The organism is Streptomyces sp. DSM 116793 (genome assembly GCF_057320905.1).
In genome coordinates, this window is record NZ_CM170494.1 from 3542030 (window position 1) to 3559292 (window position 17263).

Here is a 17263-nt window from a genome sequence, read left to right on the forward strand (position 1 = left end):
GCCCCGAAAGGGGCGGCCCGCGCCCTCGCCGGGGGCGCCCCGCGAGGAGGACCCGGACGGAGGGCAGTCATGGGCGAGATCCAGGTGAACACGTCGACGGCCGGCCCGCAGTTCCAGCCGGCCGTGGACTCCCTGAGCAGCACCGAGTACATGGCCGTGTGGGCCGACCGGCAGACCGCCGAGATCAAGGGGCAGGTCCTCACCTCCGGCGGCGACAGGAGCGGCGCGGAGTTCACGGTCAACGCCCCCGCGCCGGACACCGCCAACGTCAACCGGCAGCTTCCGGCGCTGACCGACACCGGGTTCAACGTGGTCACGGCCTGGATCGAGCAGCCCTTCGACGTTCCCCCGCCGCACCCGCACGTGAAGATGCAGCGGTTCAGGAAGACGGTCAAGGCCGGCCCCGAGATCCAGGTCAGCACCGCCGACGTCGACCCCGGCAACCGCCCCTCCGTCACCCGGATGGTGGACGGTGGCACCGTCGTCGTCTGGACCGACTCCCGGCCCGACCGGCGCATTCGCGCCCAGCGCTTCGACGCCGAGGGCAACAGGGCGGAGCCGGAGTTCACCGTCAACACCACCGAGGGGTTCCACAGCAGCCCGGTCGCCTCGATCCTCGCGGACGGCAGCTATGTCGTCGCCTGGACGAGCGATCCCGCCGCGGCCGACGGGGACCGCCTCGTCTTCCGGCTCTTCGCCTTCGACGGCACTCCGCGCAGCGGCGAGATCCAGCCGGACATCTCCGGCTTCCGGCCCGGGAACACGGTGACGCTCCTGGACAACGGGCGTTTCGTCATCACCCATGTGGACCACATCGCCGACAGCGACCTCGGTGTGCCGCAGAGCACCGTGGAGGCGAGCATCTTCGAGGCGGACGGCACGCTGGCCGGCAGCCTGACCGCGGGCACCCCGCAGGGGTTCCACCGCTCCTGGCCGGCGGTCGCGCCGCTGCCCGGCGGGCGGTTCCTGCTCGCCTGGGTGGAGAAGAGCGCGACCACCCTGTCCACGGTCCCCGCGGTGATGGCCAAGGTCTGCTCCGACAGCCAGGGCTCGCTCACCGACAAGGTGCAGGTCAACACCGCGCCGAGCGGCGACCGCTTCCAGGTCTCGGCCGCGACGGCCTTCGGCGGCGACGGCGAGTCCGCGTTCATCGCCTGGGCCGACGACAGCCGCACCGCGGGCGACCCCTCGGACTTCGCCGTACACGGCCGCGCCTTCCGCATCGACCCCTCGGGAGCGCTGCTGTAAGGGCTGCCGTCGACCCGACCCGGCGCGCGCGTCTACCCCTTGGCCATGACGACGTACAACGGCGAGTCCTCCGACGGCTTCGCCTCGCCCACCTTGTTGTAGTCCCAACTCTCGTACAGACTTCGGACTTTGGGGTGACTGGAGTTGACCAGAAGCGTTATCACATCGGCTTCGACCGAGGCGAGCAACGCGTCATGAATCTGTTTTGCCCGGCCTGTCCCGCGCCATTGGGGAACGACCATGAATTCCGACAGCGCGAAGACCGATCCCCGGATGCCGATCGGACGTTGGTGCCCCTTCCACCATCCACCGCGCTTGAGCATGGAGCCGTACGCGTACCCGACTGGGCTGTCCTCTTCCCAGCCCAACACACACTGCCAGTTCTCACGCGAGGACCACAGATCGACGAAGTACGAAAAGCGTTCACGGGAGGAAAACGGGTCCGGATCGTCCGCATACACCTCGTCGTGAATGTCGAGCAGCAGGGACCTGATGTCTTGTGCATCGGCATGCGTATAGTGCTTCAGATCCATTGACGGGACTCCTCGACCCAGTTGATGATTTCCGGGCTCTTTGACCCTGTGGCTGTGATCACCCTTCGCGTCGCCGTCAGAGTATTGGCGGTTCTCCTCGAACCGGAAGAGCGCAATAGCAACCCCTGAGCCTGCCGAGCAGTCGCACAGGCCAACTCCAGTTCTCCCTGCCGGGCCTGAGCCAGCGACAGGTGAGCTGATATACAGAGCTCTGTTTCGGACCATACCGTCAGGGATGGCAGCGAGCGTGCGGTGCAGGCAGTACTCGGCCCGTCCGTGATCACCTAGTGCCGACCATATGAACGAAGAGAGAGCGTCCACCTCGCTGGCGTCGAAGAAATTGATCCACTCCGGCCGATCCTCGTCAACGCTACGGGCAAAAGCACGCTCCGCGTCACTGAGGGCTCGGAGAGCTTCGGAGCGATACCGGAGGCGTGCGAGTGCGTTGGCATTCCGGATGTGCCCCAGAGAGGCGTACAACGGGTCTTTCCGTGCGATGGAAGAGCGCTTCAGCACCTCCGATCCGGCAACGGCTTCCCCGTGATTCTCACGCTGGCTGGAGGTAAGGGTCAGATGGTCCCAGACGTGATAGACCGTTCCGCTGTCACGAGACAGGCCCGCGAAGGTCAGAGCTCTGTCAAGATGGGTGCGTGCGCGGTCGGGGGAACTTGCGTCGATGGCCGCGAAAGCCGCAGAGCTGAGGACCTCGGCAGCGAGTCGATGAAACATCTCCCGCACCCGGGTTGCGGACGAGGATACGGCAAGGGCTGACTGAACCCGCAAAGCCAGTTCCACCGCGCGGTCTTCCACCTTCCGTGATCCTCCCACGGCTTGATCCTGTCGAAGGATGGCCACGTAGTCCCGTTGGAATCGCCGGACATCATTTACGCCAAGACGTCTGTGGACGGACGCGGGCGGAGCGGCAATGGCCAGGGCCGTACCGCCTGTGGCGGTGAGGAGCGCTCGTCGTTGCACGGGATCTTCCTCCGGTGGTGGGACGCGCTTCGTGCGAGGCACAAACCCCAGGTCCACGGCGCTGGCATCGAGAACCTTCTCCAGACAGAGCCTGATGCGGTCCTGCGGCCACTTGGTCTCGCCGCGTAGCCATCGCCGGATGTCGGCATCTGTGACGTTGCCGGGCCGGCCTGTGAGGAGTTCGACCTCGGCATTGATCTGACGTGCTAACCCTGCTTGAGAGAAGCCGAGTTCGGCGATACGTGCGCCGAGCTTGCGGTTGCTCCGTGCCATGCCCTCACCGTAACGACAAGCAATGCCCCGGGCACGGGCGAAGGTAAAAAACACCGGGGTCCCGCGATGGGAAGCGGTGGCCTTTCACCTGTTCCCCGTGTCGTGCCGGGCGTTGACTGGGCAGCACCAGGCAAGCCGTTGGCGGAGCCACTTCAGCCTGTGACTGTGTGTCGACCACCTGAAGGGAGCAGGCAGCCATGCCCGAGCTTACGCACAGCAATTCAGTGTCCGGGGAATCCGGCGACGGCTCACCGAGGCCACATCTGGAGCCATCGCCCGATGTCCATGAGGGAGAGGCCGCGTATCTCGACCCTGCCTCTCCGCCGACCCCACACCAGGAAGCAGCCCGAACGCTGAACGAACTCCGGTCGGCGCTGGCCATGCACGGCGTCCGCGTTCCGTCTCTCGGCCTCGATGTCGTGTCCTTGTCGCAGCCACACACGCGGCCGCTGATCGAACTCGGCAGGATCAATCTGGGAACCGCGCGCCTGCTCACCCAGGCTCTCGGCGGAACCGAGGAGGAATGAGAGACGGCGCGGCACAGCCTGAAATCCACTGCGCCGAAGTCTCCCCCGATCCGCGCCCGGCCGACATCGCGCAGCTTGACTACGCCCGCGAGCTGCACGAGGACGAGTGCGCGCCGTGCAAGCAGGGTGACCGCTGCCGCATAGGGCGGCGCCTGAGCCACGCGCAACGGTTGGCTCGGGCGGGCCGGTGACCTCCGTCGCGGAAGAACCGCCCGACGACACCTCACAAGAGGCCGCGGAACCAGAACCAAGCCCGGAGCCCGTGGCCGGCTCAGCAAGTGCACTGTTCCGTTTCGACCATCAGGCAGGAGACAGACACGATGACCACCGCACACGGGACATCCGCCGGCCTACGCCCGTGGGGTGCCGGCCGACTCGCCGCGTATCCGACCATCACCCGTCTCCCTCATGCGACGGTCGCCATCGACCCCACGACGCAGCTCGGCGTCTTCCGGGACCGTGCCGGCCAGGTGGTCGAGATGGGCAAGCACGGCACCAGCTCCGGTACCGAGACCTCCACGGTCACGAATGCGGACTCGCAGCACGACCAGGGTCACGACCAGGACTCCCAGCAGGACTGATGTCGGTGACCGAGCAAAGACCGGTACTGGTGGCCACCGAGGCAGAGGACGTCACCGCCGACATGGTGATCGCTGAACTCAATCGGCGGAGCGTTCCGGTGGTGAGGTTCAACCCGGCAGACATCGGCGCGGGCCTGACGGTCCTGGCTCGGTTTGGATTCTGTCCGGTCCCCGTGGCCGGGCAGGTCCGTGCCGCCGACTCTCGTGACCAACGATCCGATTGCCGCACGGGAGTTCATTTCCGCGCATGGGCGGGTGATCCACAAGGCACTGCGGTGGACTCCGTACCAGCGGAACGGCGTCCCTGTGACCGCGTGGGCGGAGCCGGTCACTTCGGACGAGATCGATGACGGCGTGCGCGTGACGCCGCACCTTTTTCAGGCCCAGGTGGACAAGACCGGTGATGTACGAGTGCTGGTTGTCGGTCGGCGCCTGTTCGCCGTGCGGATCGACTCCGGCCTGTTGGACTGGCGCATGGATTACTCGGCGCTCTCTTACACCGTGGTGGAACTCCCTGATCCTCGCCGTGGATCGAGCCGGGGACCATTGGTGGCTGGAGCTGAATCCGAACGGCCAGTGGGCGTGGCTGGAGGAGAACACCGGCTTGAGGATGTCCGCCGCGTTCGCTGATCTGTTGACCCGGGGACGGGGAGAAACCGCATGACCGACACCGCGTCCGAACGGCGTGCCCTCGCCGACCGGCTGGAGAAAGCCGGCGTTCTCGCCACCCCCGCTTGGCGGGCCGGGGTGGAGTCCGTACCCCGGGAGCTGTTCCTCAGACCCGGCGTGTTCCTTCCTGTTGACGGGGGCCGGTGGCGGCCAGTCCCATGGGCCTGTACCGATGCCGATACCTGGGCGGAGATCAGCTACCGCGGATGGCACCGCAGAGGGGCGAATCGTCGGCCGCTCCTCCTTCATGCAGGCTCGCTCGGGCGCCCCCGAGCTGGTATCCGGTGATCTGGCCGCCCGCGTGGCCTATGCGAACAGCCAGCGCCCGACCAAGGTGTCACCCGTCATCCTGGATGAGTGGATGCCCACCTTCCTCGCGCAGCTCGCCGCGCCCGGCGCACAGTTCACGCGGGCCAAAGCGAGCGACGGAACCACACTGATGTACGTCTTCGATCCCGAGCGAGAGTCTTTCGCCGATTTCATCGCAGACGGCGGCGAATGGAAGTCCGTCCGGCAGGGCGGCCCCGTACCGATGTGGGATGACATCGAGCGAGCGGTCATCGCCTGGCAGGAGGCCGGAAGCCCTGATATCTCCTCCGTAAAGCTCCGCATCACGGAAAATTCGCACACGTACTGGAGCGAAGGGCACCCCACGCTGCGGTGGCAGCATGACCTTGCCTGACGGGAAAGCGATCACGACGGCCCACGCCCACCCCCCTCTCCCCCGAGGCCGCCGGGCGCAGCACGCCTCGCCCCAGGGCCAGGCAGGAGCCCGCCCCCACTCGTTCGGCCCGCCGCACATCCCCCCGATTCCCGCGCATCCCATTGACGCGCCCCCGCACCGCCCCTACGGTCCGCGTCGAAGCGTTTCGACGAACGCCGTCGAAACGCTTCGACACCTCTGCACGGCACGGCACGGTACCCGGCACGACAGCGACCCGACGGCTGACTCGACGGCGGAGGCACTGGATGGTGACGGCACGAAGACGTGCGGCGGCGGTGGCGGTGGGAAGCCTGCCGGCCCTGAGCGCCCTGCGCCTGCGGGACCGCGCGGAGGACGACGCCCGGGAGCAACCCGGGTGACCGCGACGGGAGGCACCGAGGTGACCGCAGGAGGGCCCCAGGTGACCGCAGGAGGGCCCCGGGTGAGCGCACTGCGCCGTTCTCCGGCACCGCTGATGACGCTGGTCTCCACGACGTCCAGACGGCGTCCGTGGCGCTCGGCGTTCACCAGGGCCGGCGGCTGATGGGCGCCACCACGACCAACGCCGCCGCCCTGCTCGGTGCCCCGCCCGCGCTCGGCTTCTTCCCCGTGTTCCAGCGGACCCTCACCCGCGGCATCGCCGTGGGCGCCGTCACGTGACCGTGGCGTGTCACCGCACGTCATCGACAAGGAGCGCCGAATGAAGTCCACCGACGGCTACCGGATGCTGCGTGAGGGCGTCGGCGCCGCCTGCCCGGTCGAGGTGCTCGACGTCGCGCCGGGCCCCGGCAGCCTGGAGATCCACGCGCCGACGCGGCCCGTCCGCCACCGCGGCGACCTGCTGGAGGGACCGGTCGTGACCGTCCGCGCGCACGCCCCGATGCCCGACGTCATCGGGGTCACCCTCACCCACTTCGACGGCGAGCGGCAGCGGGGCCCCCACTTCACCGTCGCCGAGCAGCCCGAGTTCGCGCCGCAGGTGTCCTACGACGACGGCCACGCCCTGCTCACCTCCGGCGCCCTCTGTCTCCGGGTGGCCCGCAGCGGCCCCTGGCGTCTCGACTTCCTGGCCGGCGGCCGGCCGCTGACCGCCAGCGGCACCAGGGGCATGGGCATCATGCGGGACGCCGCCGGCGCCCACTACCTGCGCGAGCAGCTGAACCTGGGCGTCGGCACCTCCGTCTTCGGCCTCGGCGAACGGTTCGGGCCGCTGGTCAGGAACGGCCAGGCGGTGGACATGTGGAACGCCGACGGCGGCACCGCCACCGAGCGGGCGTACAAGAACGTCCCGTTCTACCTGACCGACGCCGGCTACGGCGTCTTCGTCGACCACCCGGGCCGGGTCTCCTTCGAGGTCGGCTCGGAGGCGGCCTCCCGGGTGCAGTTCAGCGTCGAGGGCCAGCAGCTGACGTACTACGTGATCCACGGGCCGACGCCGAAGGAGATCCTGCGCAAGTACACCGCCCTCACCGGCCGCCCCGCGCTGCCGCCCGCCTGGTCGTTCGGCCTGTGGCTGTCCACGTCGTCCACCACCTCCTACGACGAGCGGACCGTGTCGTCGTTCATCGACGGGATGCGCGAGCGGGACCTACCGCTGTCGGTGTTCCACTTCGACTCGTTCTGGATGCGCGAGTTCCACTGGTGCGACTTCGAGTGGGACCCGCGGGTCTTCCCCGACCCGGAGGGCATGCTCGCCCGGCTCAAGGAGCGGGGCTTGAGGATCTGCGTCTGGATCAACCCGTACATCGCGCAGCGCTCCCCGCTGTTCGCGGAGGGCCGGGCGCTCGGGCACCTGCTGAAGAAGCCGGACGGCAGTGTCTGGCAGTGGGACCTGTGGCAGCCGGGCATGGCGCTGGTCGACTTCACCAGCCCCACCGCACGCGAGTGGTACGCGGCGAAGCTGGAGGCGCTGCTCGGCATGGGCGTCGACTGCTTCAAGACGGACTTCGGCGAGCGCATCCCCGTCGACGTCGCCTACGCCGACGGCTCCGACCCGGAGCGCATGCACAACTACTACACCCACCTCTACAACCGCACCGTCTTCGAGGTGCTGGACAAGCACCGCGGCGAGGGCGAAGCGGTGGTGTTCGCCCGCTCGGCGACCGCGGGCAGCCAGCGGTTCCCGGTGCACTGGGGCGGCGACCGCGCGTCCACGTACGAGGCGATGGCCCAGTCGCTGCGCGGCGGCCTGAGCCTCGGCATGTCCGGCTTCGGGTTCTTCAGCCATGACATCGGCGGCTTCGAGGGCACCCCGCAGCCGGCGCTGTTCAAGCGGTGGATCGCCTTCGGGCTGCTCTCCTCGCACAGCAGGCTGCACGGCTCGTCGTCGTACCGGGTGCCGTGGCTCTTCGACGAGGAGGCCGTGGACGTGCTGCGGCTCTTCACCCGTCTGAAGCTCAGCCTGATGCCGTACCTGTCGGCGGCGGCGCGCACCGCGCACACCGAGGGCGTGCCGATGATGCGGGCCATGGTGCTGGAGTTCCCCGACGACCCGGCCTGCGCGCACCTGGAGCGGCAGTACATGCTCGGTCCTGACCTGCTGGTCGCCCCGGTCTTCTCCGACGAGGGCGACGTCGCGTACTACGTGCCGGAGGGCACCTGGACGCACTTCCTGACCGGCGAGACGGTCACCGGGCCGCGCTGGGTGCGCGAGCGGCACGGCTTCCTCAGCGTCCCGCTGCTGGTGCGGCCCGGCGCGGTGGTCCCGGTGGGTGCGGTGCACGACCGGCCCGACTACGCCTACGCCGACGGGGTCACCCTGCGCGTCTTCGCGCCCGAGCCCGGCACGCAGGTCACCGTGCCGGTCGGCGAGACGACGTTCACCGTGGCCCGGGAGGGGAGCGTGCTGCGCGCCGCGGCCGACGACCCGGCCGCGCCCTGGGCCGTCGAGTGCGGCGGGCGGACGGCCCGCGCCGAGGCGGGCACCGGGTTTCTCTCGCTGGAGCTGGAGTAGCGGTTTGCCGTCGGTTACCAGGGCTTTTCGTCCGTACAGGTCGGTGGCGGCGCACCGCGCGGCGGCTGAAGGGGGCCACCTTGGTCAAGATCACAGATGTGGCGCGGCACGCCGGAGTGTCCCCCAGCACCGTCAGCTACGCGCTGAGCGGCAAGCGGTCCATCTCCGCCGAGACCCGGCGCCGCGTCGAGGCCAGCATCCGGGAGCTGGGCTACCGGCCGCACGCCGGGGCGCGGGCACTGGCCAGCAACCGCTCCAACGTCCTGGCGCTGGTGGTGCCGCTGCGCACCGGCATGCACGTGCCGGTGGTGATGCAGTTCGCGGTCTCGGTGGTGACCACCGCGCGGCGGCACGACCACGACGTGCTGCTGCTCACCCAGGAGGAGGGCGAGGAGGGGCTACGGCGGGTCGCGGACACCGCGCTGGTGGACGCCCTGATCGTGATGGACGTCCAGATGCACGACGCCCGCCTGCCGCTGCTGCGGGCCCTGGACCGGCCCTCGGTGCTGATCGGCTTCCCCGCCGAGCCCGCCGGCCTCACCTGCATCGACCTGGACTTCCGGGCGGCGGGCGCGGCGTGCGTGGAGCAGCTGGCGCTGCTCGGGCACCGGTGTGTGGCGCTGATCGGCTCCCCGCCGGAGGTCTACCTGCGCCAGACCGGCTTCGCGCGACGGGTCGCGGAGGGGTTCACGGCCGCGGCGGACCGGCACGGTCTCGCGTCGTCCGTGCACCCCTGCGAGGCGTCGCCCGCGGCCGCGCGGGCGGTGGCGGAGCGGCTGCTGCGCGGACAGCCGGCGCTCACCGGGGTGGTCGTGCACAACGAGCCGCTGGTGGAGCCGCTGATCGACGCGTTCGAGCAGCTGGGGCTGCGGGTGCCGGGCGATCTGTCGGTCACGGCGATCTGTCCGGAGGAGGTGGCTCGCTCGGCGCGGGTGCCGGTGACGTCCGTCGCCGTTCCCGCGGCGGAGGTGGGGGCGCGGGCGGTGGAGCTGCTGATGCGGAAGCTCGGGGGTTCGGCCGTACCGGAGGCGACGTTGCTTCCGCCTCGGCTGGTTGTGCGGGGCAGTACGGCGCCGCGGTCGTGATGTGGGGGCAAGCCCCCACACCCCCCAGTCGATCGCCCCCCGGTCGATCGCCCTTCGGGCTCGTCCTCGAACTCCCCCAGTGCCTCGAGGGCGTGGGAGGTGCCCCCGGACAGGCTTGATTTCGGCCGGGCTCGCCCTTCGATGCGCGGCATACGCAGGGGAACGACGAAACGCACCACCTCATCGAATCGCTTCGACCACGAGAGGCACCACACATGACGACGAGCAGAGCTTTATGGAGCCGGGGCGGCCGGCGCCGCTGGGTGCGGGGGGCGCGGGGGACCGTCGCCGGACTGGCGTTGGCGCTGATCGCCACGCTCGGCACCGGCACCGCGGCGGGCGCCGCCGGGGGCGCCGGGGGCGCCGGGGCGGGCGCGTATCCGTTCCGCGATCCCTCCCTCCCCCTGGAGAAGCGGGTGGACGACCTGCTGGGGCGGCTCACGCTCGACGAGCGGATCTCCCTGCTGCACCAGTACGAGCCGGCCATCCCCCGCCTCGGCGTCGGTGCCTTCCGTACCGGCACCGAGGCGCTGCACGGAGTGGCGTGGCTCGGGAAGACCACGGTGTTCCCGCAGGCGCTGGGGCTGGCGTCGACGTGGGATCCGGGGCTGATCCGGCGGGTGGGCTCGGCGGTGGGCGACGAGGACCGCGGGTTCCAGCAGCAGCGGCCCGCGGGGTGGGGCCTGAACGTGTGGGCGCCCGTGGTGAACCCGCTGCGTGACCCGCGGTGGGGACGGAACGAGGAGGGCTACTCGGAGGACCCGTACCTCACCGGCGCCATGGCCACCGCCTACGGCACCGGGCTGACCGGCGGCGACCCCGACCACCTGAAGACGGCGCCCACCCTCAAGCACTTCCTCGGCAACAACAACGAGGTGCACCGCGACACCACCTCGTCCGGCCTGCGGCCACGGGTCCTCAAGGAGTACGAGGAGCAGGCGTTCAGGCCCGCGATCGAGGCGGGTGCCGCGACCGGCGTGATGTCCTCGTACAACCTGGTGAACGGCCGCCCGATGACCGTGAGCCCGCTGCTGGACGACGTGCGCGGCTGGACGGACCACGACCTGCTGAACGTGACCGACGCCGGCGCCCCCAACAACCTGCTGACCAGCGGCAGCCAGAAGTACTACGGCACCCTCGCCGAGGGGGACGCGGCGGCGCTGAAGGCCGGCGTGGACAGCTTCACGTCCGACGACGCGAACCCGGAGCCGACCACGACCGCCATCAGGACGGCGCTGGCCGGGGGGCTGCTGACCGAGGCCGATGTGGACGACGCCGCCCGGCACGTCCTCTCCGTGCGGTTCCGGCTCGGCGAGTTCGACCCGGACGGCGGTCCGTACGGGTCGATCGACGCGTCCGTGATCGACAGCCCGGCGCACCGGGCACTGGCCCGCAAGGCCGCGGCCGAGTCGATGGTGCTGCTGAAGAACGCGCGGGGTGCGCTCCCGCTGACCGCGGGCGGCACCGGGGACGTGGCGGTCGTGGGCCCGCTGTCCGACACGCTCTACTCGGACTGGTACTCCGGCACCATGCCGTACCAGGTCACCCCCGAGGACGGCATCGCGGCCCGGCTCGGCTCCGCCGGCTCCGTCACCGGCAGCGAGGCCGTGGACCGGATCGCGCTGAAGGACACGGCGACCGGCAGGTACGTCACCGCGGGCACCGGCGCGTCGGGCGCGCCGCTCAGGGAGGGCGGCACCACGGCGTCCGACGAGGCGCGGTTCGACGTCTTCGACTGGGGCGCCGGCGTGGTGACGCTGCGCGCGGCGGCCAACGGCAAGTACGTCGGCTACAACGGCGCCGGGTTCCCGAACGACCAGGACCAGCCGAACGGCTGGTACGTCCAGCAGCAGTTCGCGCTGGAGCGGCAGGACGACGGCGGCTATCTGCTCCGGTACGCCGGCTATGACACCACCGAGTCCTGGTGGACCCAGGGCACCTACCTGGGCCCGGCCGCCGACGGCACGCTCGGCCTCGTCGGCAGGGACCGGGCCGCGCACTTCGCCAAGGACGTCATCAGCAGCGGCACCGCGCAGGCCGTCGCCGCCGTCAAGGGCAAGGACGCCGCGGTCGTGGTGGTCGGCTCGATGCCCGCGATCAACGGCCGGGAGGCCCACGACCGCCCCGGCATGGCGCTGGCGCCCGCCCAGGAGGCCCTGGTGAGGGCCGTCCGGGCGGCGAACCCGCACACGGTCGTGGTCGTCGAGAACAGCTACCCGACCACCCTGGGCGACCTGGCGGAGGACGTCCCGGCGCTGCTGTGGACCACGCACGCCGGCCAGGAGACCGGCAACGCCCTCGCGGACGTGCTGTTCGGCGACGTCAACCCGGCCGGCCGGCTCACCCAGACCTGGTACCGCTCCGCGTCCGCCCTGCCGGACCTGCTGGACTACGACATCATCAAGGGCGACCGCACCTACCAGTACTTCCGCGGCGATCCGCTCTACCCGTTCGGGTACGGCCTGTCGTACACGTCCTTCCGCTACGGCACCCCCAGGCCCGTCCCCGGCGGGTACCGCGTCGCCGTCACCAACACGGGCGAGCGGGCCGGCGACGAGGTGGTGCAGCTCTACACGCACCAGCGGACGTCGCGCGACAAACAGCCGCTGAAGCAGCTGAAGGCGTTCCGGCGGGTGTCCCTGAAGCCGGGTGAGACCAGGCAGGTGACCCTGGAGCTGAGCCGGTCGGACCTCGCCCACTGGGACGTCACCCGCTCGAAGTGGGTGGTGGAGAGCGGCACGTACGACGTCATGGTGGGCGCCTCGTCCGCGGACGTCCGCGGCCGGGTCTCGCTCGCCGTGCACGGCGAGACGATCCCGCCGCGGGACCTGGCGCGGCCGACCCGTGCGGAGAACTTCGACGACTACGCGGGGGTGCGGCTGGTCGACGAGTCGAAGGCGGACGGCACGGCGGTCGAGGCCGGGGCCTCTGGGGCCTGGGTGTCGTTCGCGGACGCGGCGCCGGGTGCCGGGCCCGCCCGCCTCACGGCCCGGGTCGCCTGTCCGGCGGACTGCGCCGGCACGCTCCAGGTACGTCTCGGCTCCCCCACCGGCCCCCTCATGGGCACGGCCCACGCGACGCGTACGGCGTCCCCGTACTCTTATACGACGGTGACGGCACCCCTGCGGGCCCGCGGTGGCGGCGCCCAGGACGTCTACCTCGTCCTCGGCAAGGGCTTGCGCGTAACGCAGTTCACGGTACGTCCGGTGAGACGCTGACGCGGCTCCGCCGCGTGGGCGCGAGCAACCACCCACCGGCCGGTGGTCCGGGTACGGCGGAGACTGCCCATCCGGGACTGTGACGGCCCGACGGTCTCGTCGTGGCCGAGCGCGCGGTTCCCCGCGCCCCTTATCGGGCGGACCCTTACGTCGGGCCGGCCCCGGCTCACGCCGGGGCGCGGGGAACTGCGCGAGCAACCCGCCACCGGCAGATGGTCCGGACACCACCGCGACAACCGACCGGGACGGTGCCGAAGGGGCGCGCCGGGTGGCCCCCGGCGGAAGGTTCAGCAGAGGCGGGGCTTCTGCCAGGCACATTCGAGGGCGGAGCCGTCCGCAGGACCCGCCGGGCGCCGGAGTGACCGCGGTGCCACCCGCACCGCCTTCTCCGCACTGGACGAGGCGAGCGTGACGACGACGGCGTCCAGGATGTCGTCCACGTCGTCCGCGAGGTAATCGTTCAGCAGGATGCTGTACACGAGCTCACGCCCACCCGCGTCGGTGACGTACCCCGTCAACGTGTCCGCACCGGTCAACGACCCCGTCTTCCCCCGGGCGTTGAGCGCGGCCGGGGTCCCGCACATCCGGGACCGGAGCGTGCCGCCCACGAACCGTTCCGGGTCGCACGCCACCGGCAGCGCCCGGTACCAGTCGGCGTACCACGGCTCACCGCGCACCGCGCTCAGCAGCTCGGCGAAGACGCTGGCCGGGATGACGTCCATCCGGGACAGTCCGGAGCCGTCGACCTGCCGGAACTGCCCGGTGTCGATGCCGAGGCCCTTGAGGTAGCCGTCGATGGCGGCGAGCCCGGCGCCCCAGGTGCCGCGCCCGCTCGCCTTGACGCCCATCGCCTTGGTCAGGATCTCAGCGTGCATGTTGTTGGACAGCTTCAGGAACGGGATGAGCAGGTCCCCCAGCGGCATGGAGTCGTGCGTGGCCAGCCGCCGCGCGCCGTGTGGGGTGGCCGCGCCGAGGCGGGTGGCACCGGCGACCCGGATGCCGTGCCGGGCCAGCGCGTCCCGGAAGACGGCGGCGGCGTAGCCGGTGGGGTTCCAGACGCTCACCCACTCCATGTCGGGGTCGGCGTCCACGGGCACGCTCCCGCTGACGGTGATGTCGTTGGTGCCGTGCGCACGGTCGACCGTGACGCCCCCGTCGTCGCCGGCGGGTGCGGTGGTCGCCGACACGTGCACATGGACGTACGAGGTGGGCGGGGTCAGGGTCACCTTGGGCGCGTCGCCCGGGGCCGCACCGGGGGCGGTGTTCACGATCACCGTGCCGGTGTCGTAGTCGGTGTTCGGGGCGAGGCTGAGTGCGGAGATCTGCGCGGAGTAGTAGGAGGCCTCGTCGTCGGCGGCCCAGGAGCGGCCGAGCCGCTGGTCGTCGAAGCGGGTGTCGTCGGCGACCAGCTTCCCGGTGACCCGCCTGATCCCCGCGTCCGCGAGCCGGGCGGCGAGCGCGTCGTAGTCGTCGGCGAGGATGGTGGGGTCGCCGGTGCCGCGCAGGTAGAGGTCGCCGGTGAGCACGTCACCCTGCTGTCTGCCGCCGGCCAGCACATCGGTGCTGAACCGGTAGCCGGGCCCGAGCAGCGCCATGGCGGCGGCCGAGGTGAGCAGCTTGGTGTTGGACGCGGGCATCAGCCGGTCCCCCGCGGCGTGCTGGTAGACGACGTCGCCGCTCTTCGCGTCGGCCACCACCACGCTCTCCGCGCCGCCCGCCATCCGTGCGTCGGCGAGGATGCCGTCCAGCGCCTCGGACAGCCCGCTGTCGTCCCCGTCGGCCCCGGCCGAGGGCGCCGCCCACGCCAGCGCGCCCAGTGTGAGCGCGGCGGCGAGCACCCGGATCCACGGTCCGGCCCGCCCCGGACCCCTACGTCGTCTCAGTGATCTGCTCATGCCACAGGAGCATCCCGGAACAACGCCTTGACCGACAGACCGCGTACACGGTCCACCGGGACACCCCCTGAAGCCGACGGCACGCCGGCCGGGGGCGTGGGTGGGCGAAGCCCCCCACAGGCGCGACGAAGGCGCGCAGAACGACAAGGCGCGCAGAACGACGCACACGACGAAGGCGACGAGACCCGCGCGGTCCGCGGGCACACGTCGCCTGTCGCCTTAGTGGAGATGGCGGGAATCGAACCCGCGTCCAACGGTGCAGAATCAGGGCTTCTCCGAGCGCAGTCCGCTTCGCTTTTCTCGGCCCCGGAGATCACGCGGACAAGTCTCCGACGGGCTCAGTCACTGTTTGGTTTCCCTGAAGGCCCCGTGACCGGGTCTACAGGTTTAGTTCCCTAGCTGATGCCAGGATCCGGGTCGGGAACAGCCCCGGGCTGACACTTCGCAAGTCGCTGCTCAGGCAGCGAGGGCGAAGGAATCGCGCTTGGTATTGGCGATTATTTTTTTCGGCCTGTGGTTTACGAGATCATGGCCGCTTCCTCGGCTCGCTTCCCCTGCTTCGACAGCCGCTGTCGAAACCGATCATCCCCATGTTGATTTTTCAATCGCGCGCCCCCGCTCCGGAGGGCTTGTGCCATCGTACGGGATCAACGCGGGCGGGTGCCAGCGTATTCCCCCGCCCGGCGGGCGGGCCGCATGCACGGCGCGACCACCCGTCGTCGCCGTCCGCTCACAGAACCGGCCGGCGGACGGGGCCGCGGACGGCCCGGCGGACGCCCGGCAGAACAGGGCCGGCAGAACAGGGCCGGCAGAAGGGGGCCGGCAGAAGGGGGCCCGCGGACCGGGCCGGCGGCACGCGGCGTGCTCAGCGAACGGGCGCCCGCCCCCGCCGCCGCGCCGCGGACATCGCGCGCTCCGCCTCCATGCGGTCCTGCCGCTCCCGCAGCGTCTGCCGCTTGTCGTACTCCTTCTTTCCCTTGGCCAGCGCGATCTCGACCTTCGCGCGGCCGTCCTTGAAGTACAGCGCCAGCGGCACGACCGTGTGCCCGGTCTCCTGGGACTTGGCGTCCAGCTTCTCGATCTCGGCCCGGTGCAGCAGGAGCTTCCGCTTGCGTCGCGCGCTGTGGTTGGTCCAGGTGCCCTGGCTGTACTCGGGCACATGGACGTTGTGCAGCCATGCCTCGCCGCCGTCGAGCTGGACGAACCCGTCGACAAGGGAGGCACGGCCCTGGCGCAGCGACTTCACCTCGGTGCCGGTGAGGACCAGACCGGCCTCGTAGGTGTCGAGGATGTGGTAGTCGTGCCGCGCCTTCTTGTTCTGCGCGATCAGCTTGCGCCCTTTTTCCTTAGCCATAGTGTGGCCATTTTCGCACTAGGAGGGGCTTCCGAGGCCACTCAATACCGTCTCGGCCTGCTTCTGGACATCGTCGTCGGCCTCCAGGTCGGGGGTGATGCCGCGGCCGTCCAGGCTGTGCCCGGCGGGCGTGCGGTAGTGGCCGACGGTCAGCTCGGCCACGGAGCCGTCCGGCAGGCGGCTGGGCATCTGCACCGAGCCCTTGCCGAAGGTCCTGGTGCCGACCACCACGGCCCGGCCGCGGTCCTGGAGCGCACCGGTCAGCAGCTCCGCGGCGCTCATCGTGCCACCGTCGACCATGGTCACCAGGGGGCGGCGGGTGTCGCCGCCGCGCGCCGCGTGCAGCGCGTGCTGATCGCCCTCGATGTCGTACGTCGCGACCAGGCCGCCGTCCAGGAACGCGGACGCCGCCGCGGTGGCCTCGCTGACCAGGCCGCCGGAGTTGCCCCGCAGGTCGAGCAGGATGCCGGCGCCGGCGGGCGCCTTGCGCACCGCCTCGCGCACCTGTGCGCCGGTGCCCTTGGTGAAGGACGTGACTCTGATCAGCACGGCGCCGGCGGTCCGTCCGCCGAGCCGCCGCACGGTCACGGAGTCCGTGGAGAGCAGTGCTCTGTGCAGCGTCTCGCGCCAGGCGTGCGCGCCGCGCCGCACGCCGACGCCGACGGAACTGCCGACGACCGGGGTGCCGCCGCCGGCCGCGTCGCCACGCAGCAGGGCGACCACCTCGGTGACCGGCAGACCGTCGACGCGCCGGCCGTCGACGCTGGTCAGCCGGTCGCCCTTGCGGATGCCGGCACGCCCGGCGGGGCCGCCGGGCTGGACCCGGGCCACCTCGACCCGGCCGTCGCTGCCGCGTCTCACCCACAGGCCGACGCCGGTGTACTCACCGTCCAGGGCCTGCTCGAACTCGGCGTACTGGCCCTGCGAGTAGACGGCGCCCCATCTGTCGCCGCTGCGGCTGACGGCGCGCCGGGCCGCCTCCTCGGGGGACTTGCCCGCGGCCATGGCCCGTGCCGCGGCCTCGGCCACCTCGCGCTGGCCGGCGGCTCTCGCCGAACCGGTGGGGACGGCGGTGGGGTCGCCCTCCTGGCCGCGTCCGTCGCTCCAGGCTCCCGTCGCCGCGCCGGTCGCCAGTACGCCCGCGAAGACCAGCGTCAGGACCGCCGGTCGCCTGCTGCGGCGGGGTCTGTCGAATAGGTCGGGGTCGGACATGACGGTGAGTCTAGGACAAGGCAAGCCCCCGCACGGG

General features: G+C 70.9%; 11 protein-coding genes, 1 other RNA gene and 2 pseudogenes. 9 read left to right on the forward strand and 5 right to left on the reverse strand.

Going from position 1 to position 17263, the window contains the following annotated elements; genetic code table 11:
- Window positions 1-69 precede the first annotated feature (69 nt).
- A complete protein-coding gene (locus ACSMXW_RS13790) occupies window positions 70-1248 on the forward strand; it encodes a hypothetical protein (protein ID WP_485806526.1) in 1179 nt (392 codons plus the stop codon).
- Between the two features lie 32 nt (window positions 1249-1280).
- Here ACSMXW_RS13790 and ACSMXW_RS13795 read toward each other — a convergent pair whose 3' ends face one another.
- On the reverse strand, window positions 1281-3029 hold the full coding sequence (locus tag ACSMXW_RS13795; RefSeq protein ID WP_485806528.1) for an NsdA family TPR-like regulatory protein: 1749 nt from the start codon (window positions 3027-3029) through the stop codon (window positions 1281-1283).
- A 197-nt stretch (window positions 3030-3226) separates the two neighbouring features.
- Between ACSMXW_RS13795 and ACSMXW_RS13800 the strand changes: the two genes are divergently transcribed.
- From ACSMXW_RS13800 to ACSMXW_RS13835, 8 genes and pseudogenes are all read left to right on the forward strand, one after another.
- Window positions 3227-3556 carry a hypothetical protein gene (locus ACSMXW_RS13800; protein WP_485806530.1) on the forward strand — a complete coding sequence of 110 codons (330 nt, stop codon included), beginning with the start codon at window positions 3227-3229 and terminating at the stop codon, window positions 3554-3556.
- A gap of 320 nt (window positions 3557-3876) precedes the next feature.
- On the forward strand, window positions 3877-4137 hold the full coding sequence (tgmA, locus tag ACSMXW_RS13805) for a putative ATP-grasp-modified RiPP (RefSeq protein WP_485806532.1): 261 nt from the start codon (window positions 3877-3879) through the stop codon (window positions 4135-4137).
- Window positions 4137-4801 (forward strand): annotated as a pseudogene (locus ACSMXW_RS13810) (MvdC/MvdD family ATP grasp protein). The gene tgmA and the pseudogene ACSMXW_RS13810 overlap by 1 nt, the downstream one beginning before the upstream one ends.
- A gap of 252 nt (window positions 4802-5053) precedes the next feature.
- The gene (locus ACSMXW_RS13815; protein WP_485806533.1) at window positions 5054-5488 is read left to right on the forward strand and encodes a hypothetical protein; all 435 of its coding nucleotides are present in this window, start codon (window positions 5054-5056) and stop codon (window positions 5486-5488) included.
- Between the two features lie 510 nt (window positions 5489-5998).
- Window positions 5999-6169 (forward strand): annotated as a pseudogene (locus tag ACSMXW_RS13820) (carbohydrate ABC transporter permease); the annotation flags it as partial.
- 40 nt (window positions 6170-6209) lie between these two features.
- The gene (yicI, locus tag ACSMXW_RS13825) at window positions 6210-8462 is read left to right on the forward strand and encodes an alpha-xylosidase (RefSeq protein ID WP_485806534.1); all 2253 of its coding nucleotides are present in this window, start codon (window positions 6210-6212) and stop codon (window positions 8460-8462) included.
- Between the two features lie 80 nt (window positions 8463-8542).
- Window positions 8543-9547: a LacI family DNA-binding transcriptional regulator gene (locus ACSMXW_RS13830; RefSeq protein WP_485806536.1), complete on the forward strand. Its 1005-nt coding sequence runs from the start codon at window positions 8543-8545 to the stop codon at window positions 9545-9547.
- A gap of 215 nt (window positions 9548-9762) precedes the next feature.
- Window positions 9763-12765, forward strand: a complete 3003-nt coding sequence (locus ACSMXW_RS13835) for a glycoside hydrolase family 3 protein (protein WP_485806538.1) — start codon at window positions 9763-9765, stop codon at window positions 12763-12765.
- A 287-nt stretch (window positions 12766-13052) separates the two neighbouring features.
- On the opposite strand, the gene dacB is transcribed toward ACSMXW_RS13835, so the two are convergent.
- The 4 genes from dacB to ACSMXW_RS13855 all read right to left on the reverse strand — a co-directional run bounded on the left by dacB (window position 13053) and on the right by ACSMXW_RS13855 (window position 17226).
- Complete coding sequence (gene dacB / locus ACSMXW_RS13840) at window positions 13053-14660, reverse strand: D-alanyl-D-alanine carboxypeptidase/D-alanyl-D-alanine endopeptidase (protein WP_485806540.1); 1608 nt, start codon at window positions 14658-14660, stop codon at window positions 13053-13055.
- Window positions 14661-14880: 220 nt separating this feature from the next.
- Window positions 14881-15250: a transfer-messenger RNA gene (gene ssrA, locus ACSMXW_RS13845) on the reverse strand.
- 275 nt (window positions 15251-15525) lie between these two features.
- Window positions 15526-16014, reverse strand: coding sequence for an SsrA-binding protein SmpB (gene smpB, locus ACSMXW_RS13850; RefSeq protein WP_485806541.1), 489 nt, complete (start codon window positions 16012-16014; stop codon window positions 15526-15528).
- An 18-nt stretch (window positions 16015-16032) separates the two neighbouring features.
- Window positions 16033-17226 (reverse strand): S41 family peptidase, encoded by a 1194-nt coding sequence (locus ACSMXW_RS13855; protein WP_485806542.1) that lies wholly within the window; start codon window positions 17224-17226, stop codon window positions 16033-16035.
- Window positions 17227-17263: the final 37 nt, after the last annotated feature.

Coding starts and splice junctions, on each gene's coding strand:
- ACSMXW_RS13790 (WP_485806526.1), top strand. CDS start 70: ATGGGCGAGATCCAGGTGAACACGTCGACGGCCGGCCCGCAGTTCCAG.
- ACSMXW_RS13795 (WP_485806528.1), bottom strand. CDS start 3,029: ATGGCACGGAGCAACCGCAAGCTCGGCGCACGTATCGCCGAACTCGGC.
- ACSMXW_RS13800 (WP_485806530.1), top strand. CDS start 3,227: ATGCCCGAGCTTACGCACAGCAATTCAGTGTCCGGGGAATCCGGCGAC.
- tgmA (WP_485806532.1), top strand. CDS start 3,877: ATGACCACCGCACACGGGACATCCGCCGGCCTACGCCCGTGGGGTGCC.
- ACSMXW_RS13815 (WP_485806533.1), top strand. CDS start 5,054: ATGCAGGCTCGCTCGGGCGCCCCCGAGCTGGTATCCGGTGATCTGGCC.
- yicI (WP_485806534.1), top strand. CDS start 6,210: ATGAAGTCCACCGACGGCTACCGGATGCTGCGTGAGGGCGTCGGCGCC.
- ACSMXW_RS13835 (WP_485806538.1), top strand. CDS start 9,763: ATGACGACGAGCAGAGCTTTATGGAGCCGGGGCGGCCGGCGCCGCTGG.
- dacB (WP_485806540.1), bottom strand. CDS start 14,660: ATGAGCAGATCACTGAGACGACGTAGGGGTCCGGGGCGGGCCGGACCG.
- smpB (WP_485806541.1), bottom strand. CDS start 16,014: ATGGCTAAGGAAAAAGGGCGCAAGCTGATCGCGCAGAACAAGAAGGCG.
- ACSMXW_RS13855 (WP_485806542.1), bottom strand. CDS start 17,226: ATGTCCGACCCCGACCTATTCGACAGACCCCGCCGCAGCAGGCGACCG.